This window comes from Flavobacterium phycosphaerae (assembly GCF_010119235.1).
Taxonomy (GTDB): Bacteria; Bacteroidota; Bacteroidia; order Flavobacteriales; family Flavobacteriaceae; genus Flavobacterium; species Flavobacterium phycosphaerae.
This window is the reverse complement of sequence record NZ_JAAATZ010000001.1, coordinates 1071676-1092009: the sequence shown is the minus strand read 5'-3', so window position 1 is coordinate 1092009 and position 20334 is coordinate 1071676. Positions and strand designations below refer to the sequence as shown.

The window sequence follows — 20334 nt, the reverse complement described above, 5'->3', positions numbered from 1 at the left end:
TTTCTAATAGCTACAAATATATTCAAAATTGAGGAGTTGGGATTTAGGATTCAGGATTTCTTCTTAGTCACCAGAAAAACACCAACAAATATCAAAACCGCCGAAGCTACTTTTACCCAAGTCAACTGGTCTTTGCCCAAACTCATCGCAAAAACGGTTGCGAAAAGCGGTTGTAAATAAATAAAAACCGCCACGGTTGTAGGTTTCAATTCCCGCATCGAAACCAAGTTAAATAAGTAAGTCAAAAAGGTGGTAAACACCACAACAAACCCTATCTCCCAAAGTATCATTGGCGGAATCGACTGCCATTGAATTTCCTGAGATTCGCTCCAACCAAAAGGAAGCACCATCAACAACCCAAAAGTATAAATCCACTTAACAAAGGTGAAGGCGTTGTATTTATCCATCAGTTTTTTGACAATAATCAAGTAAAGAGCATAGGAAACCGCATTGATGAAAACCAAAAAATTCCCCAGCATTGCATTGGTAGCAGCCCCAACCGATTTGCCATACAGTATCAAAAAACCGGTACCGAAAAGCCCCAGTAAAATGCCCAAAATCTTTAATGCCTTGATCTTCTCTTTCATGATAATGGCCGACAAAATCAAAACAATGATGGGCGTGGTCACCATAATAACCGCTGCCGAAATAGGCGAGGTATAACTCAATCCTTTAAAAAAAGTAAGCATGTTAATGGCGACCCCAAACAAAGCCGCCGCCGCAATTCTCGGAAAATCCTGCCACTGAATTTTTTCTTTAGGCCCCATAAAGGAAACCATCCAAAACAACAAGGTAGCCCCAACCACGCGAAGCAAAATAAACCCGAAAGGCTTAATATAAAAAGGCATCACATCTTTGGCAATCGTAAACGAAACACCATAAATCAACGATACCATCATGGCAGCTAATAACGCCCAAGTCCTTTTGGTCATTAGCTCAAAACTTTTATAACGTCAATGATGTTTTTTGTCCGTTGCCAATGTAAATTTTATCGTCAATAATAAAAACCGGCCGACTTAAAAAGGTATAATGTTGCAATAAATACTGCTTATAATCGGCTTCCGTCAAAGTTTTATTTTTCAAATCCATCGACTTATAAAGCTGAGCCTTTTTGCTAAACAAAGCTTCATAACTTCCTGAAAGTTGATACATTTCTTCCAATTCCTGTTCCGTTATAGGATTTTGACGAATGTCGTGAAACTGCAATCGGTCAGCATTAGGAAGCGATTTTATAATTTTGCGACAAGTGTCACACGAGGCGAGATAGTATATTTTATTGGTCATGTTTTTTCTTTCTACAAAGAAAATTCATTTCCACTTATAATCTGTATTTTTATCAAAAATTTAAATCCAATGGAAGCCACTTTCAACATCCATCAAACCAGCCGAAATGTCATTTCAAAATTTTTGGAAAACTATACCTTAGAACAACTCAACACCATCCCCGAAGGCTTTAGCAACAACCTGATTTGGAATATCGCTCACATAGTGGTTGTACAACAAATGTTAGTGTACAACTTATCGGGGTTACCCATGATGGTTTCAGAAGAAATGGTAAACAAATACAAACGAGGCACAAAACCCGAACACAGCGTAACTCAAGAAGAACTTGACGAAATAAAAACACTTCTTTTTGCCACACACGAGCAAACCAAAAAAGATTTTGCCAACGCTATTTTTAAAACCTTTACCGAGTTTACCACCATGTCGGGCTACACCATGAAAAATGCCCGAGAAGCCATGGAGTTCAACAACTACCACGAGGCCGTTCACACCGGTATCATGATGCAAATTCGAAAATTTATCTAAAAAACATGGGATAATCCCACATCCCCTTGGGGTAATCCAATATCCCTTTGGGGAAATCCCACATCCCCTTGGGATAATCCCACATTCTTTTGGGTAAATACAATATCCCTTTGGGGTAATCCAACATTCCCATGGGGAAATCCCACATTTCTTTGGGGCAATCCAAAACTTCTTTGGGTTTTTCCCAAACTTTACCTTAGTTAAAGCTCCGTCTGTCAAGTGTTAAATCCAATCAAAAGCACCGCAAAATTTCAAATAAACTTGCTACATTTGTTACCTAATTTATTCAAAATGAAATTCAATACCAAAGTCATACATGGCAATCAACACCATGAAGAAGTAACAGGAGCTGTTATGCCCCCGGTATTTCAAACTTCTACTTATGCCCAAGTTTCTCCCGGAAAACCTGTGGGTGATTACGAATATTCCAGAGCGGCCAACCCAACCCGTCAAGCTTTAGAAGATGCCTTGGCGTCTATCGAAAACGGTTCACGTGGTTTAGCCTTCTCTTCCGGTTTAGCCGCAACCGATTGTTTATTAAGAATGTTCAAAGCCGGTGACGAAATCATTGCGATGGATGATCTTTACGGAGGAACTTACAGAATGTTCACCCGCATCTACAAAGACAGTGGCATCAAGTTCCACTTTGTAGACATGAATGATATAGCCAAATTTCAGTCGCTAATCAATGAAAACACCAAGCTGGTTTGGGTAGAAACGCCAACCAATCCCTTAATGAAATTAGCTGATATTGCTGAAATAGCCAAAATCACCAAAAAACACAATATTCTTTTTGCCGTTGATAATACGTTTGCCACACCTTACTTGCAAAAGCCCCTAGATTTAGGTGCCGATATCGTAATGCACTCAGCCACTAAATACCTTGGAGGCCACAGTGATGTAATTGCAGGAGCCTTAATCATCAAAGACAAAGAATTGGGTGATGAATTACACTTCAAACAATTCGCCACAGGAGGTACTTTAGGACCAATGGATAGTTTCTTGGTATTAAGAGGTATTAAAACCCTTCACCTGCGCGTACAACGTCATTGCGAAAACGGCGAAAAGGTAGCTGCCTTTTTAGCCAATCATCCAAAGATAGCTACTGTTTATTACCCTGGTCTACCTAGTCATCCTTTCCATGAAATTGCCAAAAAACAAATGAACGGTTTCGGTGGTATGGTTTCTTTCACGTTCAAATCAGGTAAAAAAGAAGATGCTATTGCCTTTTTAGAAAACCTAAAAGTATTCACCTTAGCTGAATCTCTTGGCGGCGTAGAATCATTAGCCAATCATCCGGCACTAATGACGCATGCCTCCATCCCGGAAGACAAACGAAAAGAAATTGGCATCACTGACGATTTAGTTCGCCTAAGCGTTGGAGTAGAAGATATCGATGATTTACTGTCAGATATAGAACAAGCTTTCAGTTTTGTGGAAGCTAACTTAACCGCAGCCAAAGTATAATTTGATTAGATCAAAACAAAAAAGTCCCGAGTACTCGGGACTTTTTTTATACTATTAATTCGGTTTAGAAACCATAATTCACCCCAACACCTATCACCTGTCGCGTTTGAAATCCGCTGAAAGCATTGTCGTCATAAATAGTTTGGAAAGCAAAATTGGTCGATAAATATTTGTTCACTTTCATGACAATATTCAAAGTATAATCTAAATCGACATTTTGGGCGTCTTCCAAATAATTGGTGTATAAATTCAGAATGTTTTCGGCAGTCACGTTCTCCATCAAATTAAACTTGTAATACGCGTTTACAGCGGCTCCAAACTCATATCGGGAAGCATCGCCCTGATGTACCCCGAAAGCCGGTCCAAGCTCCGTAAAATGCTTGTGAACCAAAATTACTTTCGACGTGGCCGGTGCAATATTTACTTTCAGGTTTTCGCTTTTTTTCCATAGCATACCGGGACCAAACTGGATATAAGCCGGTGAAAAAAAATGTGAAATTTTAACCGTATTATCCGCAGGATCAAATCCCGAATCAAACTGTGTCTTAAAATTGAAAAAGAAAGAGTAATACCATTCCCCGGAAGCTTTCTTACCTACCAAAGAATTGAATTCAAATCGGTCGTCTGTTTTTTGGAGGTCCTGCCCATTGATTTTAGTCAAACCGTAATTGGCAGTCAGTTTGTTGTCCCAGGTCCAAGTATCGCTTTTATAATTGAAATCGTATTTCAATCCGGCATTCCCGGAAACACTGCTTTGTCCACCGGCTAACCAATTATTGAAACTAGCCTGATTTAACAAAACCGTAAATAGGCCTTTTTTATCCCAACCGTTAGGCTTTTCTTCCATTATTTTGGCGACCGTTTCTTCTGTTTTCTTCAAAAGTTCTTTTTCACTTACTTGCGAAAAAGCTGAATTCATAGAAAAACCAACGGCTACAAGAAGTATCATTTTTTTCATTGCTGTCGAGTTTAAAATTTTCGCAGCAAAGATAGTAATAGCGTATAGGATAGAAAATTATTTTCCTTTTTTATACAAAGGAACGGCCGAACAAGCTTCGCCATACATGATACTTTTGGCCAAAGGTTGCAGTTTTTGAACGGCTAGGATGTAAGCACTTTCGGGAACCGGTTTTTTAGAACAGCCTTTAATGATTACCGGTTTGTCTTGGTAAGGAGAATAATCCAAAGTTGGTAAAATTTCCTGATACAAAGCCGTTTCCAAATCAGTAAGATTTCCAGAAATTACTTTTTGGGCAAAAGGAGCCACATAAGTAGTGACCAAAATAGTCGCCCAAGCCGGAACTATAGCATCTGTAGCGCAATGAATCGCCACAAAATGATTTTGGTATTGTGACCAATCATGATGTTTCAAGGCCTCGCGGAAGTCTTTCTCTTTGAGCAAAAAACCTTCCAACAACCATTGCGAAATATCAATTTGTGTTCGCGTTCCGACCGGATAATAATCTTCCAAATCGAACACTTCGAGCACAGAATTGGCTACTCTGTTTATGATTTCGTCTTGCATTTTTTATAACATTCCCAGCTCCAGTTTGGCTTCTTCACTCATCAAATCTTTGCTCCAAGGCGGATCAAAAGTGATTTCAACTTCACACGCTTTTACGGTATCTATTTTTTTGATTTTTTCTTCTACTTCACGCGGCAAGGTTTCCGCAACTGGACAATTGGGTGAGGTTAATGTCATTAAAACTTTTACCTCATTGTCCTCATTAATCATCACATCGTAAATCAATCCCAGTTCGTAAATGTCTACAGGAATTTCCGGGTCGTAAATGCCTTTCAGCACTTTCACTACATTTTCACCCAAATTGATATCGTCTTTAAATTCTTCCATAATCTTAATTTTTTGTATTGTATCCCAAAGCATACATTTTTATTTGTTTAATCATCGAAACCAAACCATTGGCTCTGGTGGCTGACAAATGTTCTTTTAATCCGATTTCGTCAATAAAATCAGTATTGGCTTCTAAAATATCTTTCGCTTTTTGATTGGAAAACGCCCGAATTAAAATAGCAATTATTCCTTTCGTCAGTATGGCATCACTATCAGCAGTAAAGACAATTTTATCGTCTTGTGGTTCGGCATGCAGCCAAACTTTGGACTGGCATCCTTTGATAATATTGTCATCGGTTTTGTATTGCTCGTCTATAAGCGGCAAGCCTTTTCCCAAATCGATGATGTATTCGTAACGTTGCATCCAATCGTCAAACATCGAAAACTCGTCAACGATTTCATTTTGTATTTCTTGTATGGTCATTATTCTTTTTCTTTGGCTAAGGAAACTATTTTAGTAACCAGTTTTTCAATGGCTGCCGGAGGAAAACCATGGTCAAAAGGGACTGTTTCATAATTTTTATCCTTATAGCGAATTTTAAGATCTGCTATAGCAGCACCGTCATAAAAACGTTTTTGTGTCGGATCTTTTAAGTTGGGAACTTCTTCCAAATTAATTTTTTCAAAACTGGCAACCAACTCCTTCCAATCAGCATCCGAAATCGTAATTTCTTCCGGAGCTTCCACCCCGTTTCGGTCTCTTGAAATAGTGGCTTTTTGGTTAATTACTACTATCTTTTGAAAAAAACCTCGGGTAGTTGCTGTATACTGAAGGGTGGTGTTAGCGATGTCGTTTTGTGCTTCGTTGGAACAACTTTTTCCGAGGAAAATGGTCAGTAAAATTAGGCTTATAGCTTTCATATTTTTAGTTTTTAAGATAACATCATTTGGGCTTTTTTCACAGCTGCCACCATCAAATCGATTTCTTCTTTGGTATTATAAAAGGCAAAGCTGGCTCTTATGGTTCCTGGAATTTTATAAAAATCCATAATTGGTTGAGCACAATGATGGCCTGTTCGCACTGCTATTCCCAGTTTGTCGATAATCGTACCAATGTCATACGGATGAATCCCCTCGATATTAAACGAAATTACGGAAGTTTTTTCTTTTGCCGTACCAAAAATTTTCAATCCTTCAATGGTTGCTAATTGGTTAGTAGCATATTCTAATAATTCGTGCTCGTATTTCGCAATAGTATCAAAGCCCACTTCATTCAAGTAATCAATCGCCGTTCCCAGCACTATGCCATCAGCAATGTTAGGAGTTCCGGCTTCAAACTTGTGAGGTAAATCGGCATAGGTGGTTTTCTCAAAAGTTACTGTCGCAATCATTTCACCGCCGCCTTGATAGGGTGGTAATTTACGCAACCAATCTTCTTTTCCATACAAAATACCAATACCGGTTGGACCACAGATTTTATGTCCTGAAAACACATAAAAATCGCAATCTAAGGCTTGAACATCGGGTTTTAAATGTGGCGTTGCCTGAGCCCCGTCAATTAAAATGGCTGCTCCTACCTCGTGGGCTTTGTCAATCATGTATTTTACAGGATTGATGGTTCCCAATGCGTTGGAAATATGATTTACTGTTACCACTTTAGTTTTAGTCGAAAGTAATTTGTCGTATTCCGACATGATTAATTCTCCCTTTTCATTCATCGGAATAACTTTCAACGTCGCGCCGGTTTTTTCGCAAAGCATTTGCCAAGGCACTATATTGCTGTGATGTTCTAATGCCGAAACCAAAACCTCATCCCCAACTTTTAAAAGGGAGGCAAAACCGTTGGCAATGGCATTAATCCCATGCGTGGTTCCCGAAGTAAAAATGACCTCGTGAGCCTGTTTAGCATTGATGTGTTTTTGGATTTTACCTCTGGAAATTTCATAAGCATCAGTCGCTAGCTGACTCAAGGTATGCACACCGCGGTGAATGTTAGCATTAATCTCTTGGTAATATTTAGAAATCGCATCAATAACCACTTGGGGTTTTTGCGATGTTGCGCCGTTATCAAAATAGACGAGTGGTTTGCCATTGACTTTTTGCGAAAGTATAGGAAAATCAGCTCTGATTTTTTGGATGTCTAACATTGTATTATTTAGAAAAATTCTAAATACAAAAGTAATAAAATTGAATCTGGTATTTTACCAAACACTTGTTAATAATTACTTTATTTTTTTACATTTACTAAAGCACAGTTTTTCCTTTATCCTTATGAAAAAAATCTTCAAAATCTTAGCGGTTGTACTCCTTATTGTTTTAGTTTATTTGCGAATTGCTATTTATCCGCAGCTCGATTTGCTTTCGGGTTTTTCGGCCAAAAGTATAGCTTCGGGTCATTTTATTGATGGCAGAAGTTTGGAAACCATTCAGCAAGGCGACAATGATATTGATAAAGTGAATTGGGTTACCAATAAAATTAATGATGCCGGAAAATTGGTGACGTCAACAGTCTACGGATTAAAAGAGCGAAAAGCCATTTACCGCGAAGGATTGGGCGCAACCTTAATCAATGATGATTTTGATACAACCAAACCCTATGAAGTACCTAAACGGTCATTTATAAAAACTAATTTACCATTCCCTTATGGTGATAACGAACCTAAGGATACTGTTTTCAAAGAGATTGATTATGACCAATTAAATGCTGCTGTTTCAACACTTTTTGATAAAAAAGGAGAGAAGAAAAACCGAACGCGTTCCGTATTGGTGATTTATAAAGACCGGATTATTGCAGAAAAATATGCCGATGGTTTTACTAAATATTCCAAAATTTTGGGATGGTCAATGACAAAAAGTTTAACCGCCACCTATTTCGGAATTCTGCAAAAACAAGGTAAAATTGACATTCAGAAACCCGCACCAATTGCGGAATGGCAGAATGACATACGAAAAAAAATCACCATCAACGATTTGCTGCACATGAATTCAGGCTTGGCATGGGAAGAAGATTACGGCAAAATTTCCGATGTAACTAAAATGTTGTTTCAAGCCGAAGATATGGGTAAAGTGCAAGCCGAGAAGCCGGCCGTTTTTCAACCCAACAGCCATTGGTATTATTCCTCGGGAACAACGAATTTGTTAAGTAAGATTTTGAGAAAGCAATTCAAAACGCACCAAGAATATTTAGATTTTTGGTATAGTAGTTTGTTAGATAAAATCGGAATGCACTCGGCAATAGTAGAAACCGACATGGCGGGTAATTTTGTAGGATCCTCTTATGGCTGGGCCACAACCAGAGATTGGGCAAAGCTCGGCCTGCTCTATTTACACCAAGGCAATTGGAACGGTGAGCAACTTTTTGATCCGAGTTGGGCAAAATATGTAGCCACGCCAACTAATGGCTCTAATGGCTTATACGGAGCTCATTTTTGGTTAAATGCCGGCGGTAAATATCCAGATGTGCCCCGAGATTTATACCATTGCAGTGGCTACCAAGGCCAAATGGTATTTATCATTCCGTCTGAAGATTTAGTAGTTATACGAATGGGGTTGAGCGAAGATTTGGATTATAATGCGTTTTTAAAAGCCGTAATTACTAGTCTTAAAAACCATCACTAGCACCACCGCCACTAAAGCCACCTCCACCAAAAGGCATTTTGCTTTCGGAATGCATTACCGCTTTGGTATTTATCTGAGAATTGATGATTAAGGCTTGTGCATTCAGCATTAAATTGGTGTTGCTATCCCTATCGGGTTCAAATGTGATACCGGTTGTTTTGTGTTTCAGTTTTTTGATAGCCAAAAAAGCAATACCAAAAAGCAAAAGTCCTCCCAAAACCAAAGCCATTTCGGGTGGCATTAAACTGTAATAATAACGAATCGTAAAAAATGAATAGCCTAAAGCCAACAAACCAACCGTTAGAATGGTTCGGTCTTTCTTTAGCAGAGAAAAATAAATATAGGCTAGCGGAATAAGAAAGGTTGATGCGTAAAATAAATATGCTAACGGAATATCGTTTCCTTTTTCCACTTCAAAGCCCATTAAACTCACTGAAAGCTCACGCACCACCATGTAATTAAAAGCAGCATACGCTAATACCAAGCTGAAAACTTTAATCAGCCACAAAGCATTTTGATAAATCAGCAGTTGAGTGTTTTTATTCAATCTAAAATAAACATAGTAAATTACTGCCGACAAAATCAATCCGACAAAAGGAAGATACATACTGCTGATTACTTTGTTTTCGGTGATTAACATAAAGAAAAAACCAACCAATCCGACACAAGAAAATAAAGCTGAAAGCGTGTTAACATAACGAATGCAACTGAAAAGACCCACGATAAACAACACCGCAAAAGCCATAACAGAGGATTCTGATGACATGCCGACAGCGGCACAAAAAACAACTTGCCAAGACAAAACAAAAGCATCGTCTAAACCGTGTCGATAATAGGATTGTTTGACTAAAACTTCACTGGCAACAAAACCAATAATAGCATATAAATAAATGATTATTTGAAAATGGCTGTCTAAAGCATTCAGAAAAATTAAGGAAACAAAACCGGTTAGCGCGGAATACAAAAAAAACCCAACAGAAAAAAACCAAAACGAATAAAAATAGTATTCGACTGCAACAAGAGTAATGAATGGCTTACCGTAGCTAATTGTTCTTTTGAAATGAATTTCATTTTGAATAATCGCTTGGCTTCCCCCACCAGAAGACCGTTCTCTAATGCTTCTTTATTGTATGCCTGCATGTTTTTCTCTATTAAATTTTTGAATTAGCTTTATAAACAAGAAGATAGAACCGATAACATAAAACGGGCAGCAGAAAATCAGGAATTGTACAAGATCATTGAGGTTCATTAAACTAATAAGTCTCCCCAGAAAGATATTCAGTCCGACATAACCATACAACAACGAAAAAACCAAGATAAAAGTAGAGGCTATTTGATAACTAACTCTGTAGAAATAATATATGGCAACCGCCATTATAACTACAAAAACAAACCAATAATTCCCCAGCAAACCTGAGATGCAGCACATCCCTATTAAATTCAATGCAAAAGTGAGGTAAATGATATGGAAATGCTTTTTGATGTTTTCTCTGGAAGAATATTCCATCCAAAGAAGTAGTAAAACGCCCAATACCAAACCGTAATAGCTAAGTTGCGGATTGGAATAAATCTCATTTTCCAACAATGTTTTCGGCGTTACGGTTATACCGATAAAAGTGGCCAAAGCGGTAATGGCAATAGAAAGCACGCTTTTGTTGTCAAAATAATAGGCAACCCCAAAACAAAAAATGGCCGAAAACAAAGAAACCCATCCAAAATGCTGACCAAAAACAGTGTACTGGTATTGCACGTATCCAATAAAAATACAGGCTAAAATGCTTCCTGTCAAAACCAAATAATCATACATCGGATTGTCAAAAAGAACCTCTGTTTTGGAAAACCCTTTGCTTTTTTTGAAACTGAAATAAAAGCAGGTCACCATTAGTATAAAGTTAACAGTCAAAATCGCCAGATGCCCAATGCTGTCAATGTTTTTGTACACAAATATGCCGACACCACTTGTAAAAAGAAGTACTGATAAATACACCAAAAAAAGCAATTCGCTGTGCAACGAAAAAATGCCTAGCGCTTTATGTTGCTTGATTGCTTCATGTTGTTCGGGAGCGATGAAGTCTTTCGAGACTAGTTGCTCGGTGAGTATTGTTGTTTTTTCTTTCAATAGTTGAGGCATTTTGATGACAACCAAATATATACAGAAATATAGCTAAAAACAAAAAACTGCACGTAAGATAATATGAGAAACCCTATACCGGCCTTATAAAAGGTGATTGGGTTTCACCATTTAGGCTTGCCAAAGCCATGGGTGAAGCATTAAATGATGATTAATGGGAGTGTGGTAACATAAAAAAGGTTCAAAGCAAAACTTTGAACCTTTATATCGTTAAGAATTATTCTTTTATAAATTGAATCCTAAACTCACGCCCAATTTTGTAGCAATGATTTTGGTAATTCTTTTTTTCAATTCCGGTATTTTGATGCTTTCAATAACATCGTTGGAAAACGCATACATCAATAACGCTTTGGCTTCTTTCTTCGGAATACCTCGCTGTTGCATATAAAACATTGCCGTTTCATCCAATTGCCCAATCGTACAACCGTGAGAACATTTTACGTCATCGGCAAAAATCTCCAATTGAGGTTTAGCGTTAATGGTTGCTTTATCTCCCAGTAAAATGTTGTTGTTTTGTTGGAAGGCATCCGTTTTTTGAGCTTCTTTTTCCACATATATTTTACCATTGAAAACTCCGGTAGAACTGTCGGCCAAAATGGTTTTATAGTTCTGATGGCTTTCACAGTTTGGCGTAGCATGATTGACTAAGGTATAATGATCAACATGTTGTTTATCGCCAATAATCGTAATGCCTTTTAACGTTGAATCAATTCTTTCTCCAAAATGATAGAAATTCAAATTGTTTCTGGTGATGTTACCGCCAAAAGAAAAAGTATGAACAGCAACGCGGCTTTCCTGCTTTTGGGAAATATAAGTATTGTCAATCAAATTGGCAGATAACAAGTCGTTTTGAAGTTTGTAATAATCAACAATAGCGCGCTTTTGAGCAAAAATCTCTGTGACTGAATTCGTCAATACAGGATTCTCATTCAAGCTTTGGTGTCTTTCAATAATTTGCACATGGGCGTTTTCGCCAACGATTACTAGATTACGCGGTTGCACTAGTAAAGCATCTTCTTTTCCGGTGGAGAAGTAAATGATTTCAATAGGTTTTTCGACCACTTTGCTTTTCGGAATATTGATGTAAGCGCCTTCGCTGGCAAAAGCAGTGTTTAAAGTCGTTAAACTTTCTTCTTTGCTGGCAATTTTATTGAAATATTCATCAATTACCATTTTGTATTTCGGCTTGTTTAAGGCGGAAGACATTAAGCACACATCCAATCCGTCATGCGTCGTTGCGGATAAAAACGAAGAGAATTTTCCGTCTACAAAAATGACTTTGTGGGTGTCTATTTCGTGTAAAAAATATTTTTTACATCGGCAAATTCAATGGCATTTTCATGTTTTGGAAATACCGAGTAGTCATTTTTCAGAATAGCATTCAGTGAAGTATACTTCCACGCTTCTTCCTTTTTGGAAGGGAATCCTTTGTTTTCAAAGTTTTTTATGGCTGAAGTGCGCACATCGTGTAGCTCAGAATGCACATCGATTTGTTCTTCAAACGCCATGAAAGACGAGATTAATTTTTCTTTCAATTCCATTATGCTTCTTGCTCTTGTTTAATCCAGTCGTATCCTTTTTCTTCAAGCTCTAATGCTAATGATGCCCCGCCTGATTTTACGATTTTACCATCCATCAAAACATGAACGAAATCAGGAATGATATAATCTAACAAACGTTGGTAGTGTGTAATTACTAACACTGCGTTGTTTTCGTTTTTCAATTTATTTACACCGTTGGCAACGATTCGCAACGCGTCAATATCTAAACCGGAATCTGTTTCATCAAGGATGGCCAATTTGGGTTCCAACATCGCCATTTGGAAGATTTCATTACGTTTCTTTTCACCGCCTGAAAACCCTTCGTTTAATGAACGGGATAAAAACTTGCGGTCAATTTCTAATAATTCTGATTTCTCACGGATTAATTTCAGCATTTCATTCGCCGGCATTTCCTCTTTCCCATTGGCTTTTCGGCTTTCGTTGATAGCGGTTTTCATAAAGTTGGTCACCGAAACCCCCGGAATTTCTACCGGATATTGAAACGAAAGAAAAACCCCTTTGTGGGCTCTTTCCTCTGGAGCTAATTCAGAAATGTCTTCCCCTTCCAAAAGGATTTCCCCTTCGGTTACGGTATAGTTTTCATTTCCGGCAATGATAGACGAAAGCGTACTTTTCCCGGCACCGTTAGGTCCCATGATAGCATGTACTTCTCCGGCTTTAACTTCAAGGTTGATGCCTTTTAATATTTCTTTATCTTCAACTGAAGCGTGTAAGTTTGTTATTTGTAACATGATTAATTTGGAAATTTGGAAATTTGGAAATTAGATAATTAAAGAATAAATGTTTGATTCATTTTTAAATTACCTCATTTTCAAATCTTCTAATTATTTTGTTTTGATGTTATTATTATTTTGTTGACTATTCTTGAAATGTTATGTATTTGTTCTATCAAAATATCTACGTTTGGATAATTTTCAGAAAACTTACAGAGCTCTAACCAATAACTCGTTTCTTCTATTTCTTTGGCAGCAATCTTAAATTTATGAATAAAATCTGCTTTACTTTCTGCATTTTGAGCTTCTCTGATATTGGCCCCTATTGATGTTCCTGATTTAAGAAGCTGGTTAGCAATTACATACTTCTTATCTCTCTCTAATCCTTCACAGTATTTGATAATTTCTAATGCAAACTCAAAAGTTAATTTGATAATTACGTTGTCTTTGGCTTCCATTTTCAAATTACCTCATTTTCAAATTATCCTACTGAACCTTCTAACGAAATTTCAAGTAATTTTTGTGCTTCTACAGCAAACTCCATGGGTAACTTATTCAATACATCTTTACTGAAACCGTTTACGATTAAAGCAATGGCTTTTTCCGTAGGAATTCCGCGTTGATTACAATAGAACACTTGGTCTTCTCCGATTTTAGATGTTGTGGCTTCGTGCTCTACTTTGGCGGATGCATTTTTACTTTCAATGTACGGAAAGGTATGTGCACCGCAATTATTCCCCATCAGCAACGAGTCACATTGCGAGAAGTTACGGGCGTTTTCAGCTCTGGCTCCAATTTGCACCAACCCTCTGTAGCTGTTTTGTGATTTTCCGGCAGAGATTCCTTTAGAGATAATCGTTGATCGGGTATTTTTACCCAAATGAATCATCTTGGTTCCCGTATCAGCTTGTTGGAAATTATTAGTTACGGCTATCGAATAAAATTCGCCAATAGAATTGTCTCCTTTCAAAATAACCGAAGGATATTTCCAGGTAATGGCCGAGCCGGTTTCAACTTGTGTCCAGGAGATTTTTGCGTTTTTCTCGCAGAAACCTCTTTTGGTTACAAAATTGTAAACACCACCTTTGCCTTCTTTATTTCCGGGATACCAGTTTTGAACCGTTGAATATTTAATTTCAGCACCGTCTAAAGCAATAAGCTCTACAACAGCTGCGTGTAGTTGATTTTCGTCGCGACTAGGCGCCGTACATCCTTCAAGATAAGAAACATAACTATCTTCATCGGCAATTAAAAGTGTTCTTTCAAACTGACCGGTTCCGGCTTGATTGATACGAAAATAGGTTGATAATTCCATTGGGCAACGAACACCTTTCGGAATATAACAAAACGACCCGTCTGAAAACACAGCTGAGTTTAAAGCAGCATAAAAATTGTCCTTTTGCGGCACAACCGTTCCTAAGTATTTTCTAACTAATTCAGGGTGTTCTTTAATGGCTTCGGATATAGCGCAGAAAATAATTCCTTTCTCGTTCAAGGTTTTCTTGAACGTGGTAGCAACAGAAACCGAATCGACTACAATATCCATAGCGATATTGTTCATTTTTTTCTGTTCATCAATGGAGATGCCCAACTTTTTGTACATCGCCAAAAGTTCCGGGTCTACATCGTCTAGGGTTTTATTCGGATCTGCTTTTTTTGGTGCCGAATAGTAGGATATGGCTTGAAAATCAGGCTTTTCGTAATTAACATTCGCCCAATCCGGTTCCGTCATTTCCTGCCAAGCACGAAACGCTTCTATTCGCCAATCGGTCATCCATTGCGGCTCTTCTTTTTTCAAAGAAATGGCACGAACTATTTCTTCATTTAACCCTATTGGAAACGTTTCTGAATCCAATTCAGTATAGAACCCGTATTCGTATTCTTTATTTTCTAATTCGACTTTTAAGTCTTCTTCGGTGTATTTTGACATAGTTTGTTTCTAAAGTGAGAATGATTCTCCGCAACCACAAGTTCTGGATGCGTTTGGATTATTGAATACAAATCCTTTTCCATTCAATCCGCCCGAAAACTCTAAAATGGTTCCGGCTAAGTATAAAAATGATTTTTTTTCTACGGCAATTTTCACATGGTTGTCTTCAAAAACTTTGTCGTTTTCGCCCAGTTCTTTGTCGAATTTTAATTCATACGACAAACCAGAGCAACCTCCGCTTTTTACGCCTACTCGAACGTAATCTTTGGCAGCGTCAAAACCGTCATCTTTCATCATGTCGATGATTTTTTGCTTGCTGTATCGGATACTTTAATCATAGCTATTTTGATTTTGTCTAAATAAAAGGCAAAGTTAACACAATTATCTTTTTTTCCCATCATTCGTAACATTTTTATAACTAATCAAGGAATAGAAAAAACCGATTTGCGCTAAGCAGAAACTGAAATTTTGATGGCTGATTCCCTCAACATAGCCTATAATTGATAATTTGGTCCAAATAACTGTCTAAATAATCCATTGTTTTATTCGATTTTGGTTCGGGTTTTGTTCGGGTTTTGTTCGGGGCTGTGCTACCCCCTTGTTGAGGTTAAAAAAGTTCTATTTGGGCAAAAAATTATTTTTACCGAACAAAACAGGAGCAACATAACAAGACTACAGCTCACTGTTCCGATTAGTAAGTAAAGGATTTAGGGAATAGTGCTCCGCCTGGTACTATCGCTAACGTTTGATTAGCCCATGAAAACTGCCCTTCCGGTCGGGAATCACTAAAAAAGTGTTTGGCTAAATATTATTTTACTATAAATTGTATTTTTACCAAAAATCTATCCATGAAAATCTATCCCATAGAAGCAGGAAACTTTAAGTTAGACGGTGGTGCCATGTTTGGCGTAGTGCCTAAAACCATTTGGAGCAAAACCAATCCGGCAGACGATAACAATTTGATTGACATTGCAGCCCGTTGTATGCTTATTGAAGACGGTAATCGATTAATTTTAATTGATACCGGCATGGGAAATAAGCAGTCTGAGAAGTTTTTTGGTTACTATTCGCTTTGGGGAACTCATTCTTTAGATGGTTCTTTAGCTAAATATGGGTTTCATCGCGATGATGTGACCGATGTTTTTATGACCCATTTGCATTTTGACCATTGTGGCGGCAGTGTGAATTGGAACAAGGATAGAACCGGTTATGAAGTAGCTTTTAAAAATGCCAAATTCTGGACCAATGACAATCACTGGGAATGGGCTACAAAACCCAATGCGCGTGAAAAAGCGTCTTTTCTGTCCGAAAATATTTTACCCATGCAAGAAAGCGGACAACTGCATTTCATCAAAAGACCTGATGGCGATTATTTAAGCCAATCGGAATTAGATTTCGGGATTTTCTTTGTGGATGGCCATACCGAAAAAATGATGTTGCCTCATGTGCACTACCAGGACAAGACCATTGTTTTTTGTGCCGATTTGATTCCGACCGCCGGACATTTGCCTCTCCCTTATGTGATGGGGTATGACACCCGACCTCTTTTAACCTTGCCCGAAAAATCTAAATTCCTTCACGCAGCTGTTGAAAACAACTACTACTTGTGGTTAGAACACGATGCCCACAACCAAATCATCACCGTAGAAAACACCGAAAGAGGTATTCGTTTGAAGGAAGTTTTTCGTTGTGAGGATATCTTAAGTTAGTGTTAATCCTGCTGTTAGCTGTAACAAAACCATTTAATTTTACACCAATTCTTAAATTCAAATAAAACGCAAATGAAAATCTTTCAATTCCTGTTATTATCGTTGGTTTCACTAACCATAACAGCCCAAACCGCCGATAAATCTTTAACCAAAAAAGCGCCTTTAACCGAACAGCAATTACAACGCTGGAGTCACCTTGATTTAGCAAAAGATTCCATACCGGGAATGAGCGTGGATAAAGCTTACACCGAATTACTTAAAGGAAAAAAAAGTACTAAAGTAATCGTAGGGGTTATCGACTCAGGAGTTGACATTAATCACGACGATTTAAAATCGGTAATTTGGACCAACAAAAAAGAAATCGCCGGAAATGGCATCGATGATGACAAAAACGGTTATGTTGATGATGTGCATGGTTGGAACTTTCTGGGTGAATCTAACAATGAAAATCTGGAATTGGTACGCATGTTAAAAAAGCCGGATGATGGTTCTGATGCCTACAAAGCCGCAGCGGCCGACTATGAAAAGAAAAATCAAAAGATGTTGAAAAACAAATTCCAGGTTGATTTCATCATGGCTGCTGACAGAAACGTCCGCGAATATTTAAACAAAGAAAATTATACCCTTGAGGATTTAAAAGGAATTACTTCGTCAGACAAAAAGATTTACCAAAGTAAAATGGTAATGCTTTCTATAGCTGAAGAGGCCGGTGAAGGATTTCGTGATGATATCAATGACTATAAAGAACAGGTGTACGACCAGTTAAACTACAACCTCAACAAAGAGTTTGACGGAAGAAAAGAAGTGGGAGACAACCCGGAAGACATTACCAATAAAATCTACGGTAACAATGTGGTTTACTCTAAAGACCGAAAAGATTCTTTTCACGGTACCCACGTAGCCGGAATCATTGCTCAAGTAAGAAACAACAATCTAGGTGGAGACGGTATTGCTGACAATGTTGAAATTCTGCCGGTGAGAGCCGTTCCTAATGGAGATGAATATGACAAAGATATTGCCTTAGCCATTCGTTATGCTGTAGACAATGGGGCTAAAGTCATCAACGGAAGTTTCGGAAAAGATTATTCTCCGCAAAAAGAATGGGTTTGGGATGCTATCAAATATGCCGAAAGCAAAGATGTTTTAATCGTTTTTGCTGCCGGAAATGATGGTAAAAATATTGATGTTGAACCTAGTTTCCCGGCGGACACTAAAGACAAAAAGACAGAAATCGCCAAAAATGTATTAACCATTGGAGCACTTGATAATCAATATGGTGAAAATATGGTCGCTGATTTTTCTAATTACGGTCAGAAAAACGTGGACATATTTGCTCCGGGAATGAAAATTTATGCCACTGTTGCTGATAATAAATTCAAATACGAGCAGGGAACATCGATGGCTTCACCTAATGCTGCCGGAGTAGCTGCTTTGATTCGTTCTTATTATCCTAGTTTGAAAGCCGCTCAGGTAAAACAAATCATCATGCAGTCAGGAACAGCCGTGCCGTTTGATGTAGTGGTGGGCGATACTGCTGAGAAAATGCCATTCTCCAAAACCTGCGTTTCCGGAAAAATTGTCAATGCTTACAATGCGTTGAAAATGGCCGAAACTATGGTCAAAAAGACAAAAAAGAATCCAAAATTATAATCCGATAAGGAAGGTTCCGACCTTCCTTTTTTTATTTTAGTACGTATGACAAATAAACTTTTCTTTGGTTTTATTTTCCTTAGTATCACATCTGTTTTTGGACAATCCAAAGGCTATTGGCAACAACACGTTGATTACAAAATGAATGTGACTATGGATGTCAAAACCTATCAGTACAAAGGCAAACAGGAATTAATTTATACCAATAATTCGCCGGATACCTTGCGCCGCGTGTTTTATCATTTATTCAACAATGCCTTTCAACCCGGCAGTGAAATGGATGTCCGTGCTCAAAATATCCCTGATCCGGATGCCCGCATGGCTACCCGAACTAAAGGTGCTGACGGAAAAGAAATCAGACAAAGCCGTATTAATGCTTTACAGCCAAATGAAATGGGGTATTTAAAGATTTCCAATTTCAAGCAGGATGGGGTTTCGGCTAAAATTAAAGAAGTGAGCACCATTTTAGAAGTTGATTTGGCTCAACCTTTATTACCGGGAAAATCAACTACACTGACGTTGGATTTTGACGGTCAGGTGCCTAAACAAATTCGACGTTCAGGACGAAACAACAAAGAAGGGGTGGAGTTATCGATGGCACAGTGGTACCCGAAAATAGCTGAATTTGATTTTGAAGGCTGGCATGCCGACCCCTATATAGCGCGCGAATTTCATGGTGTTTGGGGTAATTTTGATGTAACTATTACTATTGACAAAGCGTATATTTTAGGCGGAACAGGTTATTTAGAAAACAAAAATGAAATAGGCTACAACTACCAAGATGACGGTGTTACCGTTACGATTCCGAAAAAAGAAAAAACACTGACCTGGCATTTTGTAGCACCCAATGTACTTGATTTTACCTGGGCTGCCGATAAAGAATATATTCACGACGTAGTGCCAACTAATTTTGGTACAACCCTTCATTTTTTATACAAAAACAATCCGAAAATAATTGACAACTGGAAAAAAGCCCAACCTAAAACGGTTCAGTTGATGGATTTTTATAATAAAACTATCGGCAAGTATCCATACGACCAATACTCCGTAATACAAGGTGGCGATGGCGGTATGGAATATGCGATGTGTACTTTAGTTTTAGGCGAAGGTACGTTTGATGGTTTAGTAAACGGTATTATTTCACATGAAATGGCGCATTCTTGGTTTCAACATGTACTGGCGTCCAACGAAAGTAAACACCCTTGGATGGATGAAGGCGGTGCCACATTTTTGGAAGATATGGGCGTAAATGAAATTACTGAAAAAAGAGTGGAAAACCCCTTTACAGATAGTTATAAAAGCTACATCAGCATGGCTAATTCGGGCAAAGAGCAACCTTTATCTACGCATGGCGACCACTTTGATTACAATCAGGTGTACAGCACATGCTCTTATTACAAAGGCGAGCTTTTTTGGACGCAATTGATTTATTTGATTGGGAAAGAAAACACTATGAAAACGTTAAAACGTTATTTTGCCGAATTTAAATTCAAACACCCAACACCTAATGACATCAAGCGCACGGCTGAACGGGTTTCGGGTGCCAATTTAGATTGGTATCTAAACCATTGGACAGAAACCACCAGTACCATTGATTATGGAATTAAAAGTGTAGAAAGCGCCACTGATGGTGTACAAAGAACGGGGGTTACTTTGGAAAGAATAGGCAGAATGCCAATGCCAATGGATGTTTTAGTAGAGTATACTGATGGCACCAAAGAGAGTTTTTACATACCGCTGCGGATGATGAGTTTTGAAAAAGAAAACCCAACACCGGCGACAAAAAGAACTACGTTGTCCGATTGGGCTTGGGCCTATCCAACCTATTTCTTTGAAATTCCGAGAGCAAAAGCCTCCATCAAAAAAATAACGCTAGATGCCAGCGGATTAATGGCTGATGTCAAACGAGAGAATAATGTTTTTGAGAAACAATAAATAAAAAAAGCGAACATT

The 20334-nt window shown here is 38.1% G+C and carries 20 protein-coding genes and 2 pseudogenes; 6 read left to right on the top strand and 16 right to left on the bottom strand.

Going from position 1 to position 20334, the window contains the following annotated elements; all coding sequences use genetic code 11:
• Positions 1-50: 50 nt before the first annotated feature.
• Together GUU89_RS04875 and GUU89_RS04870 are read right to left on the bottom strand one after the other, a co-directional pair.
• A complete protein-coding gene (locus GUU89_RS04875; protein ID WP_162126872.1) occupies positions 51-932 on the bottom strand; it encodes a DMT family transporter in 882 nt (293 codons plus the stop codon).
• Positions 933-945: 13 nt separating this feature from the next.
• Positions 946-1284: an arsenate reductase family protein gene (locus tag GUU89_RS04870; protein ID WP_162126871.1), complete on the bottom strand. Its 339-nt coding sequence runs from the start codon at positions 1282-1284 to the stop codon at positions 946-948.
• A gap of 69 nt (positions 1285-1353) precedes the next feature.
• On the opposite strand from GUU89_RS04870, the gene GUU89_RS04865 reads away from it, so the two are divergent.
• Together GUU89_RS04865 and GUU89_RS04860 are read left to right on the top strand one after the other, a co-directional pair.
• A complete protein-coding gene (locus tag GUU89_RS04865; RefSeq protein ID WP_162126870.1) occupies positions 1354-1809 on the top strand; it encodes a DinB family protein in 456 nt (151 codons plus the stop codon).
• A 291-nt stretch (positions 1810-2100) separates the two neighbouring features.
• Positions 2101-3276 (top strand): cystathionine gamma-synthase, encoded by a 1176-nt coding sequence (locus tag GUU89_RS04860; protein WP_162126869.1) that lies wholly within the window; start codon positions 2101-2103, stop codon positions 3274-3276.
• 64 nt (positions 3277-3340) lie between these two features.
• On the opposite strand, the gene GUU89_RS04855 is transcribed toward GUU89_RS04860, so the two are convergent.
• From GUU89_RS04855 to GUU89_RS04830, 6 genes are read right to left on the bottom strand one after another with little or no spacing between them, the layout of a single operon-like run.
• Positions 3341-4234 (bottom strand): DUF3078 domain-containing protein, encoded by an 894-nt coding sequence (locus GUU89_RS04855; protein WP_162126868.1) that lies wholly within the window; start codon positions 4232-4234, stop codon positions 3341-3343.
• Between the two features lie 57 nt (positions 4235-4291).
• Positions 4292-4801, bottom strand: a complete 510-nt coding sequence (locus tag GUU89_RS04850) for a DUF2480 family protein (protein ID WP_162126867.1) — start codon at positions 4799-4801, stop codon at positions 4292-4294.
• A 3-nt stretch (positions 4802-4804) separates the two neighbouring features.
• Positions 4805-5128, bottom strand: coding sequence for an SUF system Fe-S cluster assembly protein (locus tag GUU89_RS04845; RefSeq protein WP_162126866.1), 324 nt, complete (start codon positions 5126-5128; stop codon positions 4805-4807).
• A gap of 4 nt (positions 5129-5132) precedes the next feature.
• Positions 5133-5552, bottom strand: coding sequence for a SufE family protein (locus GUU89_RS04840; RefSeq protein WP_162126865.1), 420 nt, complete (start codon positions 5550-5552; stop codon positions 5133-5135).
• Positions 5552-5989, bottom strand: a complete 438-nt coding sequence (locus GUU89_RS04835) for a hypothetical protein (protein ID WP_162126864.1) — start codon at positions 5987-5989, stop codon at positions 5552-5554. Before GUU89_RS04835 ends, GUU89_RS04840 begins: the two co-directional genes overlap by 1 nt.
• 11 nt (positions 5990-6000) lie before the next feature.
• On the bottom strand, positions 6001-7215 hold the full coding sequence (locus tag GUU89_RS04830; protein WP_162126863.1) for an aminotransferase class V-fold PLP-dependent enzyme: 1215 nt from the start codon (positions 7213-7215) through the stop codon (positions 6001-6003).
• A 124-nt stretch (positions 7216-7339) separates the two neighbouring features.
• Between GUU89_RS04830 and GUU89_RS04825 the strand changes: the two genes are divergently transcribed.
• Positions 7340-8686 carry a serine hydrolase domain-containing protein gene (locus GUU89_RS04825; protein WP_162126862.1) on the top strand — a complete coding sequence of 449 codons (1347 nt, stop codon included), beginning with the start codon at positions 7340-7342 and terminating at the stop codon, positions 8684-8686.
• On the opposite strand, the gene GUU89_RS04820 is transcribed toward GUU89_RS04825, so the two are convergent.
• The 8 genes and pseudogenes from GUU89_RS04820 to GUU89_RS04785 all read right to left on the bottom strand — a co-directional run bounded on the left by GUU89_RS04820 (position 8670) and on the right by GUU89_RS04785 (position 15360).
• Positions 8670-9650, bottom strand: coding sequence for a hypothetical protein (locus tag GUU89_RS04820; protein ID WP_162126861.1), 981 nt, complete (start codon positions 9648-9650; stop codon positions 8670-8672). The two genes, GUU89_RS04825 and GUU89_RS04820, sit on opposite strands and share 17 nt — an antisense overlap.
• Positions 9635-9826 carry a hypothetical protein gene (locus tag GUU89_RS04815; protein ID WP_162126860.1) on the bottom strand — a complete coding sequence of 64 codons (192 nt, stop codon included), beginning with the start codon at positions 9824-9826 and terminating at the stop codon, positions 9635-9637. Before GUU89_RS04815 ends, GUU89_RS04820 begins: the two co-directional genes overlap by 16 nt.
• Positions 9810-10817 carry a DUF2157 domain-containing protein gene (locus tag GUU89_RS04810; RefSeq protein ID WP_162126859.1) on the bottom strand — a complete coding sequence of 336 codons (1008 nt, stop codon included), beginning with the start codon at positions 10815-10817 and terminating at the stop codon, positions 9810-9812. Before GUU89_RS04810 ends, GUU89_RS04815 begins: the two co-directional genes overlap by 17 nt.
• A gap of 225 nt (positions 10818-11042) precedes the next feature.
• Positions 11043-12358, bottom strand: a pseudogene (sufD, locus tag GUU89_RS04805) (Fe-S cluster assembly protein SufD).
• Positions 12358-13110: a Fe-S cluster assembly ATPase SufC gene (gene sufC, locus GUU89_RS04800; protein WP_162126858.1), complete on the bottom strand. Its 753-nt coding sequence runs from the start codon at positions 13108-13110 to the stop codon at positions 12358-12360. Before sufC ends, sufD begins: the two are co-directional and overlap by 1 nt.
• A gap of 89 nt (positions 13111-13199) precedes the next feature.
• Positions 13200-13550: a four helix bundle protein gene (locus GUU89_RS04795; protein WP_162126857.1), complete on the bottom strand. Its 351-nt coding sequence runs from the start codon at positions 13548-13550 to the stop codon at positions 13200-13202.
• Positions 13551-13573: 23 nt separating this feature from the next.
• The gene (gene sufB, locus GUU89_RS04790; protein ID WP_162126856.1) at positions 13574-15022 is read right to left on the bottom strand and encodes a Fe-S cluster assembly protein SufB; all 1449 of its coding nucleotides are present in this window, start codon (positions 15020-15022) and stop codon (positions 13574-13576) included.
• Positions 15023-15031: 9 nt separating this feature from the next.
• Positions 15032-15360: pseudogene (locus GUU89_RS04785) on the bottom strand (HesB/IscA family protein).
• A gap of 510 nt (positions 15361-15870) precedes the next feature.
• Between GUU89_RS04785 and GUU89_RS04780 the strand changes: the two are divergent.
• The 3 genes from GUU89_RS04780 to GUU89_RS04770 all read left to right on the top strand — a co-directional run bounded on the left by GUU89_RS04780 (position 15871) and on the right by GUU89_RS04770 (position 20316).
• Complete coding sequence (locus GUU89_RS04780; protein ID WP_162126855.1) at positions 15871-16731, top strand: MBL fold metallo-hydrolase; 861 nt, start codon at positions 15871-15873, stop codon at positions 16729-16731.
• A 72-nt stretch (positions 16732-16803) separates the two neighbouring features.
• Positions 16804-18381 (top strand): S8 family peptidase, encoded by a 1578-nt coding sequence (locus tag GUU89_RS04775; RefSeq protein ID WP_162126854.1) that lies wholly within the window; start codon positions 16804-16806, stop codon positions 18379-18381.
• Positions 18382-18426: 45 nt separating this feature from the next.
• Positions 18427-20316, top strand: a complete 1890-nt coding sequence (locus GUU89_RS04770; protein ID WP_162126853.1) for a M1 family metallopeptidase — start codon at positions 18427-18429, stop codon at positions 20314-20316.
• Positions 20317-20334 lie beyond the last annotated feature (18 nt).